Annotated in this window: 13 protein-coding genes; 4 read left to right on the forward strand and 9 right to left on the reverse strand. The window is 53.3% G+C overall.

Annotated elements, in window-relative coordinates:
* Positions 1-84: 84 nt before the first annotated feature.
* From DYE26_RS19945 to DYE26_RS19980, 8 genes are all read right to left on the reverse strand, one after another.
* A complete protein-coding gene (locus tag DYE26_RS19945; protein ID WP_036626544.1) occupies positions 85-1458 on the reverse strand; it encodes an MATE family efflux transporter in 1374 nt (457 codons plus the stop codon).
* A gap of 84 nt (positions 1459-1542) precedes the next feature.
* A complete protein-coding gene (aroA, locus tag DYE26_RS19950) occupies positions 1543-2925 on the reverse strand; it encodes a 3-phosphoshikimate 1-carboxyvinyltransferase (protein WP_227872869.1) in 1383 nt (460 codons plus the stop codon).
* The gene (locus DYE26_RS19955) at positions 2888-4120 is read right to left on the reverse strand and encodes a Coenzyme F420 hydrogenase/dehydrogenase, beta subunit C-terminal domain (RefSeq protein WP_227872870.1); all 1233 of its coding nucleotides are present in this window, start codon (positions 4118-4120) and stop codon (positions 2888-2890) included. The genes aroA and DYE26_RS19955 overlap by 38 nt, the downstream gene beginning before the upstream one ends.
* A 125-nt stretch (positions 4121-4245) precedes the next feature.
* Positions 4246-5391 (reverse strand): DUF1611 domain-containing protein, encoded by a 1146-nt coding sequence (locus DYE26_RS19960; RefSeq protein WP_036626547.1) that lies wholly within the window; start codon positions 5389-5391, stop codon positions 4246-4248.
* A gap of 22 nt (positions 5392-5413) precedes the next feature.
* Positions 5414-6562 carry a DUF1611 domain-containing protein gene (locus DYE26_RS19965; RefSeq protein ID WP_036626548.1) on the reverse strand — a complete coding sequence of 383 codons (1149 nt, stop codon included), beginning with the start codon at positions 6560-6562 and terminating at the stop codon, positions 5414-5416.
* A 203-nt stretch (positions 6563-6765) separates the two neighbouring features.
* A complete protein-coding gene (locus DYE26_RS19970) occupies positions 6766-7611 on the reverse strand; it encodes a sugar ABC transporter permease (protein ID WP_036626549.1) in 846 nt (281 codons plus the stop codon).
* Complete coding sequence (locus DYE26_RS19975) at positions 7608-8909, reverse strand: carbohydrate ABC transporter permease (RefSeq protein ID WP_036626550.1); 1302 nt, start codon at positions 8907-8909, stop codon at positions 7608-7610. Before DYE26_RS19975 ends, DYE26_RS19970 begins: the two co-directional genes overlap by 4 nt.
* Positions 8910-9006: 97 nt before the next feature.
* Positions 9007-10320 (reverse strand): sugar ABC transporter substrate-binding protein, encoded by a 1314-nt coding sequence (locus tag DYE26_RS19980; RefSeq protein ID WP_036626551.1) that lies wholly within the window; start codon positions 10318-10320, stop codon positions 9007-9009.
* 612 nt (positions 10321-10932) lie between these two features.
* Between DYE26_RS19980 and DYE26_RS19985 the strand changes: the two genes are divergently transcribed.
* The 4 genes from DYE26_RS19985 to DYE26_RS20000 all read left to right on the forward strand — a co-directional run bounded on the left by DYE26_RS19985 (position 10933) and on the right by DYE26_RS20000 (position 17404).
* Positions 10933-12678, forward strand: coding sequence for an alpha-glycosidase (locus DYE26_RS19985; protein ID WP_036626552.1), 1746 nt, complete (start codon positions 10933-10935; stop codon positions 12676-12678).
* 595 nt (positions 12679-13273) lie between these two features.
* On the forward strand, positions 13274-14308 hold the full coding sequence (locus tag DYE26_RS19990) for a LacI family DNA-binding transcriptional regulator (protein WP_036626553.1): 1035 nt from the start codon (positions 13274-13276) through the stop codon (positions 14306-14308).
* Between the two features lie 94 nt (positions 14309-14402).
* Positions 14403-15053 carry a beta-phosphoglucomutase gene (pgmB, locus tag DYE26_RS19995; protein ID WP_036626557.1) on the forward strand — a complete coding sequence of 217 codons (651 nt, stop codon included), beginning with the start codon at positions 14403-14405 and terminating at the stop codon, positions 15051-15053.
* Between the two features lie 23 nt (positions 15054-15076).
* The gene (locus tag DYE26_RS20000) at positions 15077-17404 is read left to right on the forward strand and encodes a glycoside hydrolase family 65 protein (RefSeq protein ID WP_036626559.1); all 2328 of its coding nucleotides are present in this window, start codon (positions 15077-15079) and stop codon (positions 17402-17404) included.
* A gap of 97 nt (positions 17405-17501) precedes the next feature.
* Here the strand turns inward: DYE26_RS20000 and DYE26_RS20005 are convergent, their stop codons facing one another.
* Positions 17502-18860 (reverse strand): MATE family efflux transporter, encoded by a 1359-nt coding sequence (locus tag DYE26_RS20005; protein WP_036626561.1) that lies wholly within the window; start codon positions 18858-18860, stop codon positions 17502-17504.
* Positions 18861-18871: the final 11 nt, after the last annotated feature.

Consider the following 18871-nt stretch of genomic DNA (forward strand, 5'->3'; position numbering starts at 1 on the left):
ACAGGCATAGTATATGCATTCAATGTGGTCCTGAATCATTTCCCCCTCTTGCCTCTCTCCTTTCTTTTTCAACTTCTAGCATCTCTAAAAGGGTACATATCCCGGCGGCTTTTCCCGCTCAATGAGGCTCATGCTTTCCCAGCGGCGCGATTTCCACCTCAGCCGGAGCAAAATTGTTTTCACCCACTCATCCGCGATAAACGCGGCATACACGCCGACCATGCCCCAGCCCCAATACACGCCCAGCACATAGGAGAGGGAAACACTGACGAGCCAGACCGACGCGACGCTGATATAGACCGGAACCTTGACATCGCCCGCGGCGCGCAGCGCATTGATAAGAATAAGGTTCCCGGCGCGCCCGGCCTCCAGCAACACCGCAAGCCATAATAAATGAACCGTAAGCCGGATCGTGTCCCCATGGCTGGTGAACAAACCGACCAGAAAACCCGAGCATGAAGCGATCAGCAGGGCCGAACCCGCGGAAACGAGCGCAGCGAGCCAGGCGTAATTTTTTCCGCGTTTGTAGGCTTCATCATAAAGCTTGCCGCCGATGTATCTGCCGATCATGATCTCCGTGCCTAAAGCCAAAGACAACGTAAACAAATTGTTGAACATCCCGAGATTTTGCGCGTATATTTTGGCCGATAAGGCCTGGGTTCCCAAAAGGGCGATAAACGAAGTGATGCAGATTTGCGCCATGGTGGAAAAGAAGCTTTCCCCCGCCGTCGGGATGCCGATTTTAAACAATCCTCCGGCATGTGCCCGAACGTCCTCTATCCGCATTCCCTTTATCCGCCACTTGAAATCCGTCCTGGCCTTTAACATGATGAAGAGAAGCGCCAGGCCGGCCATCCGCGACAGCACAGTTGACAAGGCTACCCCCGAAACTCCCGAAAAAGGCGAGCCGAGGGAGCCGTACAGGACGGCGAAATTTCCGCCCAAATTAACGGCGTTCACTCCCAAGGCGACGTACATGGTGACGCGCGTAAATCCGTAGCTCCGCATAATGGTCGATAAAGTGAGCCGGACCGCCTCGGCAAACACAAATCCTCCGGTGATCATCAGGTACGTCCATGCCGAAGGCGCAAGCTCCTTCGGGAGATTCATCCATCCAAAGATCAGGCGGCCGCCTCCCAGCAGCAGCAAACTGACCAGCAGCCCAAACAGCAAATTGAGCACGATGGCTACCGAAACCACCTCCAGCGCGGACTTATTCCGGCCCGCCCCCAGGCTCTGGGAGATCAGCACGCTCGTACCCGCGGACACAACATTGAACATCAAATTCACAAAAAACAGAATTTGATTCGCCACGCCGACAGCCGTCATCGCTTCTTCGGAAAACCGGCTCAGCATCAACGTATCGATGTTCCCCATCAGCATGCCGAGCAGCATTTCGATAAAAATAGGCCAGGTCAAAGCAAATAACGTAAGCTTGTTTGCTTTCTTCTTCTCCAACCCTCTCACCCGCGTCTTTCGCATTGAATGTATTCATAATCCGATCGTACGAGCGAGGCTGCCGAACCCCAAACGTTCTCTCGGCTAAACCAGTATCTCGATGTCGGCAAATTGGGACAAGTCCTTCAAGAAGCTTGGATAAGAAACGGAAATGCAGCCGCAATTCCGGATGACGGAGGGTGCTTCCAGACTGCTGGCCAACACCGCCGCCATCATCGCGATGCGATGGTCTCCACAGCTGTCCACGACCGCTGGCTGCAGCGGCCCGCTCCCGGCCCCGACCACCTTGATTTGATCGCGGTCAGACGCGGCGTCCACTCCAAATTGCACCAAGGCTTTGGCTGTAGTATCCAGCCGGTTGGTATCTTTATCCTTTAAGTCGCCGCAATCCTTAATGATGGAGACCCCGGAGGCAAAGGCGGAAATGGCCGCCAGCAAGGGCACTTCATCGATCAGGCTTTGGATGAGCTCCACTCCTTCGGTTTGTCCCGCAGCGGGGAGGGGCCCCGGACGGCAGCAAATATCGGCCACAGGCTCATTTGAAGCCAGCATCCGGCAGTTCTCCAGGGTTACATGAACTCCTCGCTCCCTTAGAACGTTCACATAGCCCAGCCTGGTCGGGTTTGCTCCGACATCGTTGATCTTCAAGTCCCCCTTCTCCTCATTCCGGCGGATTGCATAGGCGGTTAATAAGTAAGCGGCTGACGAAATGTCCCCGGGGACCTGCACCTCCTTGCCGGCAAAAGGCCTACCGCCCGTAATGGAGGTAACCTGACCATTGGTGACGATATCGATGCCGAAATACCGCATCAGTCTCTCCGTATGGTCGCGGCTTTGGCATTGCTGCCGATACTGGGTCGTTCCGTCGGCAAACAGGCCGGCGAACAGAACGGCGGATTTTTCCTGAGCGCTTGGCACGGTTGCGTCAACTTCGATCGCTCTTAAAGGATAGGTTCCGGTAATTTTGATCGGAAGGGTTCCCTCCCGCTCGAGATATTTGATTTCAGCCCCCATCTCCATCAGAGGTTTCACCACCCAATCCATCGGCCGCTTTGACAGCAGCCGGTTCCCCGACAATTCCGCCGAAAATGCGCTGCCTGCAAGCAGCGACATTAATAATCGCGCCGACGTAGCCGTATTGCCGATATCAAGTTTCCCGCCCGGCGGCCGCAAGCCGGTCAACCCCACGCCGTCAATCCACAAGTCTTCACCGTCCCAGACCAGCTTCACGCCGAGAAGCCGCAAGGCACGTATACAGCTCCATGTATCGGCCGACCTTAATATATTGCGGACCACTCCTCTGCCCTCGGCTATAGCGTTTAAAACGATGGCCCGCTGGGAAATCGACTTGTCGCCCGGCAGCTTGGCAAATACAAAATCTTGCCGCTTGCGGTTGGACTTGACCCGAATATCGAAGTTTCGCGGATACTTATTTAAGCCGATTGGCATTTTCCATTCCGATCCCACGCGCGATCACCTCATCGTCCGACATGATTTTGGAGTATCCGGCATCCGCTCCGGAGGGCAAGGGGATGATGCGGGTACTCGTTGCCGCGTAGCTGCGGTAGCGCTGGCGTTTGCGTTCAAGGCCCAGATTATTCTCGAAAACGTAAGGATACAGTTCGATATAGCTTTTCTCCCGCGCCAGCCGAATCAGCCTGCTCCCCGTTTCCGTGCGAATCATGACCGTCGAGGCCGGTTTTGAAGGTTTCCCCGTTTTGCTGGAATCGAATATATTGGGATCTCCATCGGCAATCGAAATGTCGGCGATCCCCGACCACCAATCCGGACAGGTCAGGCACCGGAAGGTTTTAAATTTCTTAAACTCTTCCACAAGCCGGTAAAACGGCAAAGCATGCGTTGTCCCGTCTTTGGTCTTCACGACGAATTTCCCCGGATATTCGCCGTCGCGGTAACGCATGTAAACCACGTCCTCCAAATCCAGGTTCAATATGTCGGTGATCAGATGTTCGGTACCGGCCCTGGTCGTGCTGGATGCGCAACCCAATTCCAGCGTGAAGGCGATTTTGCCGGCCAGCCGGGCGGCCTCCGCATTCCCTTCGAGATTCAGCAATTTTTGCACCCCCTGGATCTGGCAAGGCATTCCGATCACGCCGATTTTTTCGAATCGCGGGTCCTTCAATAGCTCGAGGTTAGGAGTCAAGCAGTAACTGGACTGGGCGCATTCGAGCACCTTGTCTATCGAATCCGTAATATATGCCTTTGGGATCCAGGGACGCTCTTCGTCCCGTCCCGCAACAATTACCGCATCCGCCAGCCGCTCTTCCAAAGCCGTAATGGCCAGTACAGTTCCCGCTCCCCCGGCCGCCGCTTTGCCGACGATCTCGCGGTCAGTCGCAGCCAACTGGTAGACTCCTTGATGAATGCCTACCCAGCGCTCCTCCTCCGTCCGGTTTCTTCCGAAAATCCGCAGCTCCGATTGCTTCGTCCCGGTGTCGTATCCCGGGCAAACCTCGGAGCATAAATTGCAATCCCGGCAAATGTCCGCGGCCTCCCCCGGATTCGCCCGGAATACGGGCAGGGGAGCGGCGCTATCGCTCATGGCCAGCAGTTCACGGGGACACGCCGCGACGCAAAGGCTGCATGAGGTGCACAGATCCTGATCGAGAATGTTCTCCTTTAAATTTAAGAATGATGCCATGTACATTCCTCCTATAACCAGCAAACGTTTGCACAAAAAGGTGAGCGGACGACCATCTCCGGATATTTTCGCGGCAATCCGCTCGGGTTGGACGAAGGCGCTTTACGCCAAACTGTTTATTGGTTTCAAAATCCGGCATGTTCCCATTGACCCCTCGCTCTGTCCAACTTCAGCAGCCATTCTTTGATTCGGGCCGCATCCTCGATGAACTCCGTCCAAACGGCGAATTTGCTCCGCAGGCCGTCCTTGCGCCGCTCCCGTAATTCCCGGTCGAACACTTGGTACCGCCCGTAGGATGTCTCCATTTTGTCCGGCAGCAGCAGGGCTGCGGGGGGAGTGGAGTAAATCGACAAAAGCTGGATCGCCGCTTCGATTTGCGCATCGTCTTCGTAACCGACAATCAGCAAATTGTATTGCGGATCAAAGGCCTGCAGCATCGCAAAGCGTACCGAGTTAAAGACGAGATTCGTCGTCGGCAAAATCGAGCTTTGCCCGGCCATGACGATCCATTCCATCCCGTCCCGCTCCGCCTGATGCGCCACCGCATCGATGTAATACGGGTATTTCTCCAAAGATTGATGCGCCAAAAATTTGAAAATATCCCCTTCCGGCTGCCCGAAGAGAAAACCTGTCGGTTCGGTGATCAGAGCCGCGGCAGGAATCCCGGATTTTCTGAATTCCCGGTATAAATTCATCTGCGCCGTAAACTTGCCGATACAGCCTCTCGTAGCAAAAACGCCAACGCGCTTAATCCGCTTCGGCGCGGCAAACATCAGCGCTTCATTCTTGAACTGCTTCAAATAATTTTCGATCCGCGTACCGCTGGTGTCGAATTTGCGGTCGAGCTCGTCTAAAAGCTGCCGGCTAAAGCCATCCCCTACTTCAATGCTGATCCGTTGATCATGGATCCAGTCAATGGTATCGGCATCGTAAATTTCGTGGACGCTGACGACCTTAATCCCTTTGGCGGCAGCGCTGCGCACGAGTTCCCTCCACCGCACCGCCAGGTTATGCTCCTCCAACACGCCTTTGTTCCCCCCAAAGGAGGTCCCCGGATCATTCAGGATCAAGGTGTCGGCCTGATCCAACCCCTCTTCCATAGAACGATGAATAGGAATGCCGCAAGCCTGCCCTTCCACAACCTGGCCCGCGTCTTCACCGGAATGAAACACGAAATCGATTACGGACACAATTTGGAAGTCCAATAAATCGCGGAAACGGATCAGCCCTTGCGTAATTTTGTTAAAAGGGTACAAGGCGACCTTTTTCATGGAGCTACCTCCTTTCGTGCCGCTAACGGCTTTTGGCTTCGGACAACGCACGGAATTGTATCAATGGCCCCGCCAATTTATGGGCGTCCAGCACGCATTCGACATGCTCAATCCCGAATTTGCGCTTGAGTTGTTCCTTGCGCAGGGAAATCTCCTCTTCCGTCTTGACCAGATATTTGTCATAACCAACTTCAACCTTATTGGGAATCAACAGGGCAAAAGGCCGGGACCCGTTTCCGTAGATACGGAGCAGATCCATACAATCCCGGATTTGCTCGTCATCGTCATAACCTGCGATCAAGAGGGCCGCATCCGGCTGGAAGGCCCGTAAATAAGAGACTTTTGTGGAGGCAATGACGAAATTCTCGTTCGGAAGCAGCGAACCTTGCCCGGCCAGCAGAAAGAAGTCGTTTCCCGCCAGCTCCGCCTCGCGAACGGCGGCGTGGATGTAGTAGGGATATTGCGCCAGGCGGCGCTTGGCGATGAATTTCATAATATCGCCGCCCGGCTGATTGAACAGCGTCGCGGTCGGCTCGGTGATCATGGCTTTTGTCTTTTGGCCCAGCCGCCGCAATTCGCGAAGCAGGGTCATCTGAGTCGTAAATTTGCCCAAGCAGCCCCTGGTGGCAAAAATGCCGATCTTGCATATGTTCCGGTTAAAATTCAATATTTTGTGATCGAGAGCAAAGTAGTTTAAATAGACGGAAACCTCATCGTTTGGAGGAATAGCGTATTCTTCATCGAGGCGTTGTTCCAAAGAAGCGGGAATTTGCGGGTCAACATGGATGTTAATTTGTTTTTCTTTCAGCCAGGCCAGAGTGTCCTGGTCGATAATCTCGTGAACACTAACCACCCGGATGTTGTTCTCGTAAGCCGTTTGCACCAGAAGTTTCCAAAGATCCTTCAGATTATACCGGCTGTAAACCCCCTCGTTGTTCCCGAAGGCAGTCCCGGGGTCGTTCAAAATCAGCGTGCTGACGGAACCAAGGGCCTGTTCCAAATTGTCCGTGATCGGAATACCGTACGGTTTCCCTTCCATGACCTGGCCGACATCTTCACCGCGGTGAACAACAAAGTCAATGACGGCCTGGATCGAAAAATCGGTTAAATCCCTAAATCTCACAATGCCTTGCGTAATTTTGTTGTACGGATACAGCGCAACTTTTTTCACGTTTTTTCCTCCTTTTAATTTAATTTTCTATTGATGTTATTTCATGGATAGTTCACGCTGACTGAGTTTGGCCGATTTCGGGCATGAAATTTCATGGATGCAACGCCTTTTATTGGAAAACCCGATACAAAAAAAGGTACAGACGCTCAGAAAAAAACTGAGGCTATACCCAGGTGTCGATATTCGTAAGAAGATAAACGCCGTTACCCTTTGCTGGCGCCCGAAGTCAAGCCGTCGACAAGCAGCCGCTGCAGGAACATAAACAATAATGTGATCGGGAGCGCGATCAGAACCGCGCCCGCGGCAAACAGCGTGAAATTGCTATTTTGGATGCTGCTTACCATGTCCCACATCCCTACGGCCAGCGTCCAGTTTTCCTTCGTCCGCAAAACGAGCCGGGCAAAGATAAAATCGACCCAAGGACCGACGAACTGAGTCAACGCGATGTACGTCAGCATTGGCTTGGACAGCGGTAGAATGATGCGTGAGAAAATGGTAAAATTGCTGGCCCCGTCGATCCGCGCCGCTTCATCCAGCGAGCGGGGAATCGTATCGAGGAATCCTTTGGCGATAAACGTCCCGCCGAGCGGTGCCCCCGCCGCGTACACGATAATCAATGCAAAATGCGTATCGAGCAGATGCAGCTCCCGCAGCAGCAGATAAATCGCAATCATGCTCATGAATCCCGGGAACATGCCGAGCACGAGCAGGCCGGACAGCACCGTTTTGCGGCCGCGGAAGCGGAAGCGGGACAGCGCGTAGCTGGTCAGCAATACCAGAAGCACACCCAGCACCATGGAGCAGGCGGCAATTTTCAACGTGTTCAAATACCAGGTGCCGAACAGATACGTTTTCGAGGTGAAGAGCTCAGCATAATGAACTAATGTAAATTTTTCCGGAATCAGCGTTTTGCTGTAGAGCGATTTGCCCGGCCGCAACGAGCCGAATACGACCCAGAGCACGGGGTATACCGCGGCGATACACAGCAGGACAAGCACTAGATAACTGGCGCCAAGCCGAATCCCGTTTCTTATTTTCCGTGTGCTCATTGGATCATATCCTCCTCTTTAAACGACTTGGTTCTGCGGTAGTTGTATATCGAGAACGAGGCGATAATGACGAAAATAATGATCCCGATAGCAGAGGCCATGTTGTACTTATTCTGGTTCAGCGTCAGCTTATAGAGCCAAGTCACGAGCAGGTCGGTTGCCCCGGCGTATTGATAGTCCCCCTTCACCGGATCTCCCCCCGTCAGCAGGAAGATGGCGTTAAAGTTGTTGATGTTTCCGGCAAACTGCGCGATCAAGGTCGGCGCCGTCGTGAACAGAATCATCGGCAGCGTGACGATCTTGAATTTTTGGAATCCGGTAGCCCCGTCCACCTCGGCTGCTTCATACAAATCTTTCGGGATGGTGGTCAGCACGCCCAAAATAAGCAGCATGGACACCGGGATCCCTACCCACATGTTGACGACGATAACGGTGACTTTGGCCCAGAACGGATCGGTCAGCCACGGCAATCCCCCAAGTCCGAAATAACCGAGATACTGATTGATCGGCCCGAACTGGCCGTTAAACATATTTTTCATAACAAGCAGCGATATGAGCTGCGGAACCGCATAAGGAAGAATTAAAATCGTTCTCCACACCCCTTTAAAGCGGATGCCCTTCTGATTGATCAGCAAAGCCACGAGCAAACCGCCAAAATAGGTGGTTATCGTGGACAATACCGCCCAGATGATCGTCCAGGTCAATACGCCGTAAAAAGTATGGCTCCAGGTTTTAAGGACAACCAATTCTTTAAACGTCCCGAATCCGACCCAATCGACAAGCATCGCCGGCGGGATGTGTTTGGGAGCCGAGTAGTTGGTGAACGCAAGCATAACCATGAAAATGATCGGCATCACGGTAAAAAATAAAATGCCTGCGGCGGGAATACTTAAAAAGGCGACGGCGAATTTATAATCGAGCACGTACCGAACCGATTGTTTGAAATTGTTCGGCTTCTTGCCCCGCTCTCTTTCCTGTCCAATGTTACGGGCGTCCTTCACGTTCAATATATAAACAATGATAAAAACCGCCAGAAACAGCAGCGTAATCAAGCTTTGAATCATAATGAAAATGGAATGGTCCCCGTCCACCCATTTTCCTTTCACGAGCATTCTGGGCACTTCACCGAGCGTAATAATCCCCCAAATCGCCGTTCCCAAATTTTTGATCAAATAAGCGAGTCCCAGCGCCTCCACCGCCAAAAATAGCAAGCCCTTGATATATTGGCGGTTATAGAGTTGCCCAAGTCCCATGCAAACGATCGACAGTACGCTTGCGTTTCTCTTGTGTCGGTCCATTAACCTTCCTTCTCCTCTCCTCGAGAAACCGCCGGAGCGGTCCGCCGCCTGTTAAACGGCGGGCCGTTCCGGTTTCATTGTCCAAAGCATCCCGGACTTATTGGGCCACACCTTTGTTCAAGTCCGTAATTTGAGCAACCGTTTTTTCCATCGTCGTTTTCGGGTCGGCATTGTTGTTCCAGATTTCCGGGAGCGCCGCGTTCATCGGAGCCCAAACATTAGACATTTCCGGAATGGACGGCATCGGCTGCGAGTTTTTCGCTTGTTCCGCAAAGACGGACACGTACGGATCGTTTTTGATTTGATCGCTTGCCAGGGCTTCGAGATTCGTCGGAACCGCGCCTACTTTTTCGTACAGCAGAAGCTGGGCATCCTTCGTGGAAGCAAAATGCGCGAACATCTTAGCCGCGTTCGGATATTGGGTAAACGAATTGACGACCCATACCTTCGCTCCGGAGAACGTAATGGCGGTTTTGCCGTCCACCGTCGGGTACAGAGCCACGCCAAGATTGTCGCCAAGCGCCGCTTTGTATCCGGCCAGTTCCCAAGGACCGTTGATATCCATGGCTATATCGCCTGCAGAAAACAAACTGCGTTTGACGTCCGCGTTGATGTCCCCGCTGTTGATCGGCAAAATTTCTCTCAGGCTTTGGAATACTTTCAAGCCTTCGATCGCGCCGTCTTTGGCCAATCCGATATCATCCGGGTTCGTGCCGCCCTCGCCGAACAGGTAACCGCCCCCGCTGGCAATAAACGGATAGTTGAAATACATGTTGCCGGTTTCCCACATGATTGCGAATTTATTTTTTGCCTTGTCCGTAAACGTTTTACCAAAGGCCAGAACATCTTTGAAATCTTTCGGCGCTTCGGGAACCAGCGACTTGTTATAATACAGCGCCATCGTTTCCGCCGCTCTCGGATAGCCGTAAAGCACGCCGTCATAGGTGGCGCCTTGAACCGCAACTTCCGTATTGCTCTGTGCCGTTTCTTCGCCGAACACGTCATTGGCCAATATAAGCCCGGAGGTTGCGGCGTTGCCCAAATGATCATGCGGTACAATGAGCACGTCGGCGGCCAGCCCGGCGGGTCCGTCCTGCGTCAGTTTACCGATTTGGTCGGTCGGAGCCACTTCCTCGATTTTTATGTTAACACCGTATTTTTCGGTGAATTGCTTGGCGATTTCCTCCGTGAACGCCAGCTCTTCCTTACTTTCCCAAATGACAAGCTCGGCGCCATCTTCCGGAACGATTGTATCGGCCGTCACATTTTCGCCAGCGCCCGTATTTCCCGTATTTCCGGTTTGGTTTGGCGGTGCAGCCGTGCCCCCGTTATTGCTTGGTCCGCAAGCGGTGATGGAGACGGCCAGCGTCAACGCGGCAATCAAAGTCAATATCTTTTTGGACTTCGTCACATTAACCCCTCCTAAAATTTTAGTGGAATACCGTCATAAATCTTGCGCAAACGTTTTCTGAAAATGCTGAAATTTTTATGACCCCCTCTTCCCAACTGGTAAATTTCAGATTTTTCCTTTTTCGGAAGCGCTTTATTCAGGGATCATCATACAACAAGGTATAGACTACGCAAAAACGTTTGCACAGGTCATTTTTAAATGTTAATGCACCAATATCTTTAATTTTCTTTGTTTTCCTCCCCTTATCACAAAATATCTCTTCAATACTTCTTCTCGATTCCCGATTCCGTACTTGCTCGTACCCGCTTCCCCCTTAAGATCAAAGGTTTGCTCATTTCACTCAAAGGATTTTTTATCCGCGAATCCGCTTTATTTAAAGCGTTTTATTTCCATCTTGTGCAACGGTTTGAACAGTGTTATAATCTGGGACGATGAGACGAATACTACGTCTGTTCCCTCTTTCCATCATTCATAATTCGAAGGCTCTGCTATCGAAAGGTACATCCTCGGCCCTTTTTTCCGGCCCGGATGTGCTTTTTTTGCTTCCGAGGCGGTTTTGTACGAAGCTTGTGCTGACGTAGTGATGCTCACAAAACTTTTAGGAGGAATCTTATGCTGCTTGAAGCGATTTATCATCGTCCGAAACTCAATTGGGCCTATGCTTACGACTACCGTACGCTCCATCTGCGCCTGCGCTCGAAAAAAAACGATCTTACTGAGGTTTATGCTTTTGTCGGGGATAAATACATGTGGGATCAAAGCAAGGAGCTGCTTCCCTTGTCCCGCATGGCCAGCGACGAGCTGTTCGATTACTGGGAATGCGCCTATCAGCCGCCGCTGCGCAGAACAAGATACGGCTTTTTGCTGAAATCCGGCGACGAGGAAATCTGGATGACCGAAAGCGAATTTACCCGGGAGCGCCCTGCCGGGCCGGAACGCTTGTTTGAATTTCCGTTCATTAACCCGATCGATGTGTTTGCCCCTCCGGCTTGGGTGAAAGATGCGGTCTTCTATCAGATCTTCCCGGAACGCTTCGCCAACGGCGATCCGAGCATAAGTCCGAAGGGAGTTCTTCCCTGGGGCGGCAAGCCGGAGCGCACCAACTTTTTCGGCGGCGATTTGCAGGGCGTCATCGATCATCTCGACCATTTGAGCGAGCTTGGAATCACGGGCATATATTTTACGCCGCTGTTTGAAGCGACGACCAACCATAAATACGATACGGCGGACTATATGAAAATCGATCCGCACTTCGGCGACATCGCCACGGTCAAGAAGCTCGTAAACGCCTGCCATGAACGGGGAATCCGCGTGCTGTTCGACGCCGTGTTCAACCATTCGGGCAAAACGTTCGCTCCGTTTGTCGACGTGCTGGAAAAAGGCGAAAAATCCCGCTATAAAGACTGGTTTCACGTCCGCGAATATCCGCTGCAGGTCAAGGACGGGGTGCCGACCTACGATACGTTCGCTTTTGAGCCGCTGATGCCAAAGCTCAACACGGAGAACCCGGAAGTCAAGGAGTATTTGCTGAAGGTGGCGGAGTTCTGGATCAAGGAAGTCGGGATCGACGGCTGGCGGCTGGACGTAGCGAACGAAGTGGATCATCACTTTTGGCGCGATTTCCGCAAAACGGTCAAAGCCGCGAACCCGGACGCTTACATCCTCGGCGAAATTTGGCATGAATCCTCCGGCTGGCTGCAGGGCGACCAATTCGACGCCGTCATGAACTATCCGTTCACCGAAGCCGTGCTTGATTTCGTCGTCCGCGGCACGCTGGATGCCGCCGGATTCGCTCATGCGATCGGCAAGCAGCTGTCCCGTTATCCGCAGCAGGCAAGCGAGGTCGCCTTCAATCTCCTGGACAGCCACGATACGCCGCGCTTGCTGACGCTTTGCGAAGGCAACAAAGCCAAAATGAAGCTGGCCGCCCTGTTCCAGTTCACATACGCCGGTACGCCCTGCATTTACTACGGAGACGAGATCGGTCTCGACGGAGCAATGGACCCGGACTCCCGCAAATGCATGGAATGGGATGCGGACAAACAGGACCGGGAGCTGTTTAAGTTCTACCGCGAGCTGATTGCCGTCCGCAAAGTGCTGGCCCCGCTCCGCACCGGCTCGATCCGGTTCCTGATTGCCGAGGCGGGCGGCAGCAAGCTGGCTTACGAGCGCAAGCTCGACGGGGAGACGGTGCTCGTGCTGCTCAACAATTACGATGCCGGTCAAACGTTTGAGGTCAGCGCGGCCGGAGCCTCCTGGGAGGACCGGATGAGCGGGCAAACCTACAAAACGGAGAGCGGAAAGCTGACCGTGAAACTGCCCGCCTACGGGTACGCGGTGCTTACGGAAAACAAATAGCTGTGCATAAAATTGGGGCCGGCTTGTCCTTGGGGATGGGCGGGCCGGCCCCGGCTCGTTTCCGCCCTCATTCCGGGCACATGCTCACGCCTTGACCCTCCGTGTAGACTTAGAAGGCAAGTAAATAGCGAAATTTTTGGGCGTTATTCGGGTGCTTTTCTAGCCTTCGGGGGAAATAACGGTAAATTTTGTCCCTATTTCACTCGCCTCCGCGGAAAAAGCTTCTTTTCACCGTGCACGCGCCAAAATAGCGGCATAAAAGGACTCTATTCTCCGAAGAACCCTTACCACCGCGAAAATAACGCCCTTTTATTCCCTTATTTCCGTCAGCTGAGCAAAAATCCGGAAGTTGGCAACACTCCGGACAGTATGAACAGCTCTGCGAGTAAAACGTTTGCGGTTCCCTTTGATCCGAGAAAAAACGCGGCTTCATGGCGAATTTTTTATCTTTTAAACTCTGTATTCTTTTTTCACCCAACAAGTTTATATTCTCGCTATTGTAATGGGTAAGCCTTGTCCGCGCTTCTATTTACTTTCCGCTGCGTTTCGATTAATATTACAGTGTAAAGCAAACGGTTCCACAGAGGAGGTTTATATGGCTGTCACCATCAAGGATGTTGCAAAAAAGGCCGGAGTATCGCCCTCTACCGTGTCCCGGGTGCTGTCCAATCATCCCAGAATCAGCGCGGAAACATCGCGGAAAGTAAAACTCATTATGGACCAGCTTGGCTATCATCCCAACATTATGGCCAAAAGCCTGGTTTCCAAAACGACAAACAGCATATGCATCATGCTGCCGAAGTCCGCTGAAGAACTGTTCTCCAACTTCTTCTTCATGGAACTGATCCGCGGGATCGTGACGCAGGCCAGCCGCCTCGGTTACGACGTGCTCATCAGCTCCGGCGCCAACGAGAAAGAGGAAGTCGAAAACGTCTCCAGACTGATCAACGGACGCCGGGTGGACGGAGTCATTTTGCTGTATTCGCGGCAAAACGATCCTGTGATCGATTTTCTCCATAATGGCGGACATCCGTTTGTTGTGATCGGGCGCAGCGAGGAATATCCCGATATTTTATCGGTGGATAATGATAACATCCAGGCATCGTACGACGCCACGAAGCATTTGATCGCGCTGGGGCACGAGCGCATCGGGTTCGTCAGCGGGCCGCCGGAGCTTGTCGTGTCCAAGGATCGGATGAAGGGGTACCAGGACGCGCTGAAGGATTCAGGACTGGAAAGCCGGCCCGAATGGATTGTCGAAGGTGAGTTTTTGCAGGACAGCGGGTATCGGGCCATGTCGTTTTTCATGAATCTCCCGGATCGCCCCACGGCCCTCGTCACGATCGACGACGTCGTGGCGTTCGGCGTGCTTCGCGGCTTGCACGAGCTGAAATACAAGGTTCCCGAAGATTTGTGTCTGGTCAGCTTTAACAATATTCCGCTGTCGGAACTCTCGACGCCGCCGCTCAGCAGCATGGATATCGGCATTTACAACATGGGCTACACCGCTTCCCAGGTGTTGATCCAGGCGGTTCAGGGCAGCAGCGACAAAGTGTATCCGAAGCGGCAGATCATTCCGCACCGTCTGATCGTCCGCGACTCGTCGATGTATTCGGTGCCCAAAAAGTAAAACCAGAAACGCCTTCGAAAAATAACGGAAGCTCACCGCTTCTTTTATTTTTCGAGTTTTATTCAAACGTTTGCGCTACAAAGGAGGAATGTTTGTGGATTCAATCAAGGCATGTTTATTCGACCTGGACGGCGTACTGGTCGACACCGCCAAATATCATTTTCTGGCCTGGAAACGGCTGGCCGCCGAGCTCGGTTTCGAGTTCACCGCACAGGACAATGAGAAGCTCAAGGGCGTCAGCCGCATGGCATCGCTCGATATTTTGCTGAAGGTCGGCGGGCTGGAATTGGAAGACGGCGTGAAGCGGGAACTGGCCGAACGCAAAAACGGCTGGTATGTCGAATACATCTCCAAAATGGACGCTTCGGAAATTTTGCCGGGCGCGCTCGATTTCTTGAAGCAATGCCGGGAGCGGGGCCTGAAAACCGCGCTCGGCTCCGCCAGCAAAAACGCCTCGGTCATTTTGCAGAATACGGGGCTGACGCCGTATTTTGACGCGATTATCGACGGCACCCGGACTTCCAGCGCCAAACCCGATCCCGAGGTATTCCTGCTCGGCGCGGAGGAGCTTGGCGTCCCGCCGGAGGCGTGCGTCGTCTTTGAGGACGCCGAGGCCGGGATCGAGGCGGCGCGCCGCGCCGGCATGCGCTGCGTCGGCATCGGATCGCCGGATACGCTCGGCGCGGCCGATCTCGTCGTCCCTTCGCTGGGGGACGTGTCGCTAAACCTTCACTTTCAAAATTAGTATGTCCAAAGGAGCCGGTTATAGTGAAACAATATTTAAAAGAAGATGCTTGGTCGATCATCGAGGAAGGGTTCGATCCGGCAAACCACGAGATTTCCGAAAGCATTTTCAGCATCGGAAACGGATATATGGGGCAGCGGGCCAATTTCGAGGAACGGTACGGCGGCCCATCCCTGCAGGGCAGTTATATGGCGGGCGTCTATTATCCGGACAAAACCCGCGTAGGCTGGTGGAAAAACGGATATCCCGAATATTTTGCCAAAGTCCTGAACAGCACCAACTGGATCGGGATCGACGTTTGGGTGGATGGCGCCGCCCTTGACCTGGCCGCTTGCGAAGTGAAGGATTTCGTCCGCGAATTGAACATGAAGGAAGGCTGGCTCTCACGGCGCTTTACCGCCGTTTTGGAGGGCGGAAAGGAAGTCGCCGTGGAGGCCAAGCGGTTCGTCAGCGTCGTCCGCCATGAAATCGGCGCGATCCGCTATACGGTAACTCCGCTCAATTTCAGCGGGGAGCTGCGTTTTATGCCTTACCTGGACGGCGACGTAAAAAACAAGGATTCCAACTATGAAGAGAAGTTTTGGGTCGAAGTGGAAAAAAAGGCCGCGGCCGACCTATCCTACCTGACGGTCAAGACGAAAAAGCTGGACTTCCATGTGACGTCCGCCATGGCTTTTGATGTGTTGAAGGACGGGCAAACGCTGGAGCTTTCCCCGGCGCTCAGCGAGCGGGAGAAATATGTGGCCGCCGAGGTGGCCGTTCAGGCCGGTCAAGGCGAAGCCGTAACGCTTTATAAATACGTCGCGAACGTGACCTCCCGCGATCACGGGCTGGCCGCGCTGGCCCCGGCCGGGACAAAACTGCTGCTGGCGGCGAAAGAGGCCGGCTTTGACGTTTTGCTGCGCGAGCAGGCCGAAGCCTGGGCGGAAAAATGGCAAACGAGCGACATCATCATCGAAGGCGACGTATCGGCGCAGCAGGCGATCCGCTTTAACATTTTTCAGCTCAATCAAACCTACAGCGGGGACGACGACCGGCTCAACATCGGTCCGAAAGGCTTCACCGGGGAAAAATACGGCGGCAGCACCTACTGGGACACGGAGGCCTACTGCGTGCCGTTCTACCTCAGCACGGCCGATTCCGGCATCGCCCGCAATCTGTTGATCTACCGTTACAAGCACCTGGAAAAAGCGAAGGAAAACGCGCGGAAGCTGGGCTTCTCCAAAGGCGCGCTATATCCGATGGTGACGATGAACGGCGAGGAATGCCATAACGAATGGGAAATTACGTTTGAAGAGATCCACCGCAACGGCGCCATTGCTTACGCTATTTTTAATTACGTGAATTATACAGGGGATAAATCATACCTCAGTCAATACGGTTTTGAAGTGCTGGCGGAAATCTCCCGCTTCTGGGCGGAGCGCGTCAACTTCTCGGCGGCCAAAGGCAAATACGTCATTCTTGGGGTGACCGGCCCGAACGAATACGAAAACAACGTCAACAACAACTGGTACACGAACCGGATTGCCGCTTGGACGCTGGAATATACGCTGGAAGTGCTGAACGATTTGAAAAACAACGAGCCCGACCACTATGAAGCCTTGGCGGGCAAGCTGAATCTGCAGGATGAGGAAGCCCAAAAATGGCAGCATATTATCGATAACATGTACTACCCGTACGATGAAGAACGCGACGTATTTTTGCAGCAGGACGGCTTCCTTGACAAGGAGATCGTTCCGGTTAATGAACTGGCTCCGGAGCACCTGCCGCTGAACCAGAATTGGTCGTGGGACCGGATTTTGCGCTCCTGCTACATCAAACAGGCCGATGTTCTCCAGGGCCTATACTTCCTAGGCGACCGCTACGACCTGGAAACGAAAAAACGCAACTTCGATTTCTACGAGCCGATCACGGTGCACGAATCCTCCCTATCCCCCTGCCTGCACGCGATCATCGCCTGCGAGCTGGGATACCAGGAGAAAGCGTACGAAATGTACCTGCGCACCGCCCGCCTCGATCTCGACAACTACAATAACGATACTGAGGACGGCTGCCATATTACGAGCATGGCCGGGACGTGGATGTCGATCGTCCAAGGGTTCGGCGGGCTGCGCGTGCAAAGCGGCGAACTGGTGCTGCGCCCGTTCATTCCGTCCCATTGGAAGTCGTTTTCGTTCAAAGTGATGTTCCGCGGCTCCCGCCTCCAGGTGAACGTTACCGAAGACAGCATCATCGTCGTTAACGAAACGGATGTGCCGGCGGCTATTCGGATTTACGATCAAAGCTTTACGGTCGGCGCTATGGGCGAGGTGCAAGCGCAGCGTTCGGCCGCTCCGGCAGCGCTGAGCTGATGATCCACCTCCAGCAAGCCATGCCCAAAAAGCTGCTCCCCGGCGTAAACGCCGTGGTGAGCAGCTTTTTGGGCTTTTCCGGGTCATCATGCGTCCATCATGCGGCGATGTCATGCACCAAATTTCTAAGCCATTTCCTCGACCGGATTCGCGCGATGCCGAAGCCGAACCGAACGACTTCCTCCAAAGACAAAGCGAAGTATACCAGGTAAATCGGCTGCTTGAACACGAAGGAAAGTATCAAGCCCGAAGGCACTCCGATCAACCACGTTGCCGCCGATTCCATGACAAATACGAATTTGCTGTCTCCGCCGCTATTTAAAATCCCTCCGGCCATAATCATATTTCCCACCTTAGCCCAAAGGAAAGCCGCGAAAACCCATACCAGATAAACGCCCAGACGATGCGCTTCCCCGGAAAGATTAAAGGCTGACACATACCAAGGGGATATCGCCGCGATCAGGAGTCCGACCGCAACGGAAACGATCGTTCCCAGCTTGAGGAAGCGCAGCGCATACTGCATCGCGGTCTCCTCCTCTCCGGCTCCAAGCTTGTTGCCGACCATGACCCCGCCTGCACCGGAAAGACCTGACAGCAGTCCTATACATATCCCTTGCAAGGGAAAAGTGATCGTCATGGCCGTCATTTCGGTGGTGCCCATCCGGCTGTAAATGACTGCGTACACCGTTTCCCCCAGTACCCAAATCAATTCAGTCAAAACAATGGGATACGTCGTTTTAATAAAATTTTTCAACAAAACCCCCGAACCTTCGAATAAATCGCCAAAGCGCGCCCGGCCCGGAAGCTTGAACAAATATACCGCTCCAACGATCATTACGCACTCTACCGCTCTAGAGAGCGATGTCGCAATCGCCGCTCCTTCTAACCCCAATTCCGGAAAGCTCCATTTCCCAAAAATCAGCATATAGTTCAACAAGATGTTAAGGCCTACCGCAAACAGGCTGACGGACATCGGCAATTTTACATGCGTCGTGCTCCGCAATACGGCGGAATACAGCATAGTCAGCATGACCGGAACGTAACTGAGGGATACGATTTGCAGAAAAACGCCCCCCTCGCCGATGACCCGCTTATCCGTAGTGAACACGCCAAGGCAAAGCTGCGGATTGAGAAATACGAGCAGGGTAAACAGGAAAGAGAGCGTAAACCCCGCCATCAGCCCGATACCCAGCAAGCGGGAGATGTTCTTGCCGTCCCGCTTTCCCCAGAACTGGGCCACGTAAATGGATACTCCTGCGGCAAGGCCGGCCAGCACGACGGAAATCACCGCGTAAATTTTCCCGGCCATTCCGACCGAAGCGATGGCCACTTCGCCCAATTGACCGACCATCAGCTGGTCCGCCAACGTAAACAAAGCCATAATCAGACTTTGCAGCGTGACCGGAAGAGCGATTTGATATACGTTTTTATAGAAGTCTTTTGATGGCCGGTTCATCCTTTGCGATA

Origin of the sequence: Paenibacillus macerans (assembly GCF_900454495.1) — a bacterium.
Lineage (GTDB): Bacteria > Bacillota > Bacilli > Paenibacillales > Paenibacillaceae > Fontibacillus > Fontibacillus macerans.

Bases quoted from the DNA above. Each gene is read 5' to 3' on its own strand.
- DYE26_RS19975 (WP_036626550.1), bottom strand. From the start codon at position 8,909: ATGGACCGACACAAGAGAAACGCAAGCGTACTGTCGATCGTTTGCATG.
- DYE26_RS20005 (WP_036626561.1), bottom strand. From the start codon at position 18,860: ATGAACCGGCCATCAAAAGACTTCTATAAAAACGTATATCAAATCGCT.
- DYE26_RS19990 (WP_036626553.1), top strand. From the start codon at position 13,274: ATGGCTGTCACCATCAAGGATGTTGCAAAAAAGGCCGGAGTATCGCCC.
- DYE26_RS19970 (WP_036626549.1), bottom strand. From the start codon at position 7,611: ATGAGCACACGGAAAATAAGAAACGGGATTCGGCTTGGCGCCAGTTAT.
- DYE26_RS19960 (WP_036626547.1), bottom strand. From the start codon at position 5,391: ATGAAAAAGGTCGCCTTGTACCCTTTTAACAAAATTACGCAAGGGCTG.
- DYE26_RS19985 (WP_036626552.1), top strand. From the start codon at position 10,933: ATGCTGCTTGAAGCGATTTATCATCGTCCGAAACTCAATTGGGCCTAT.
- DYE26_RS19955 (WP_227872870.1), bottom strand. From the start codon at position 4,120: ATGGCATCATTCTTAAATTTAAAGGAGAACATTCTCGATCAGGATCTG.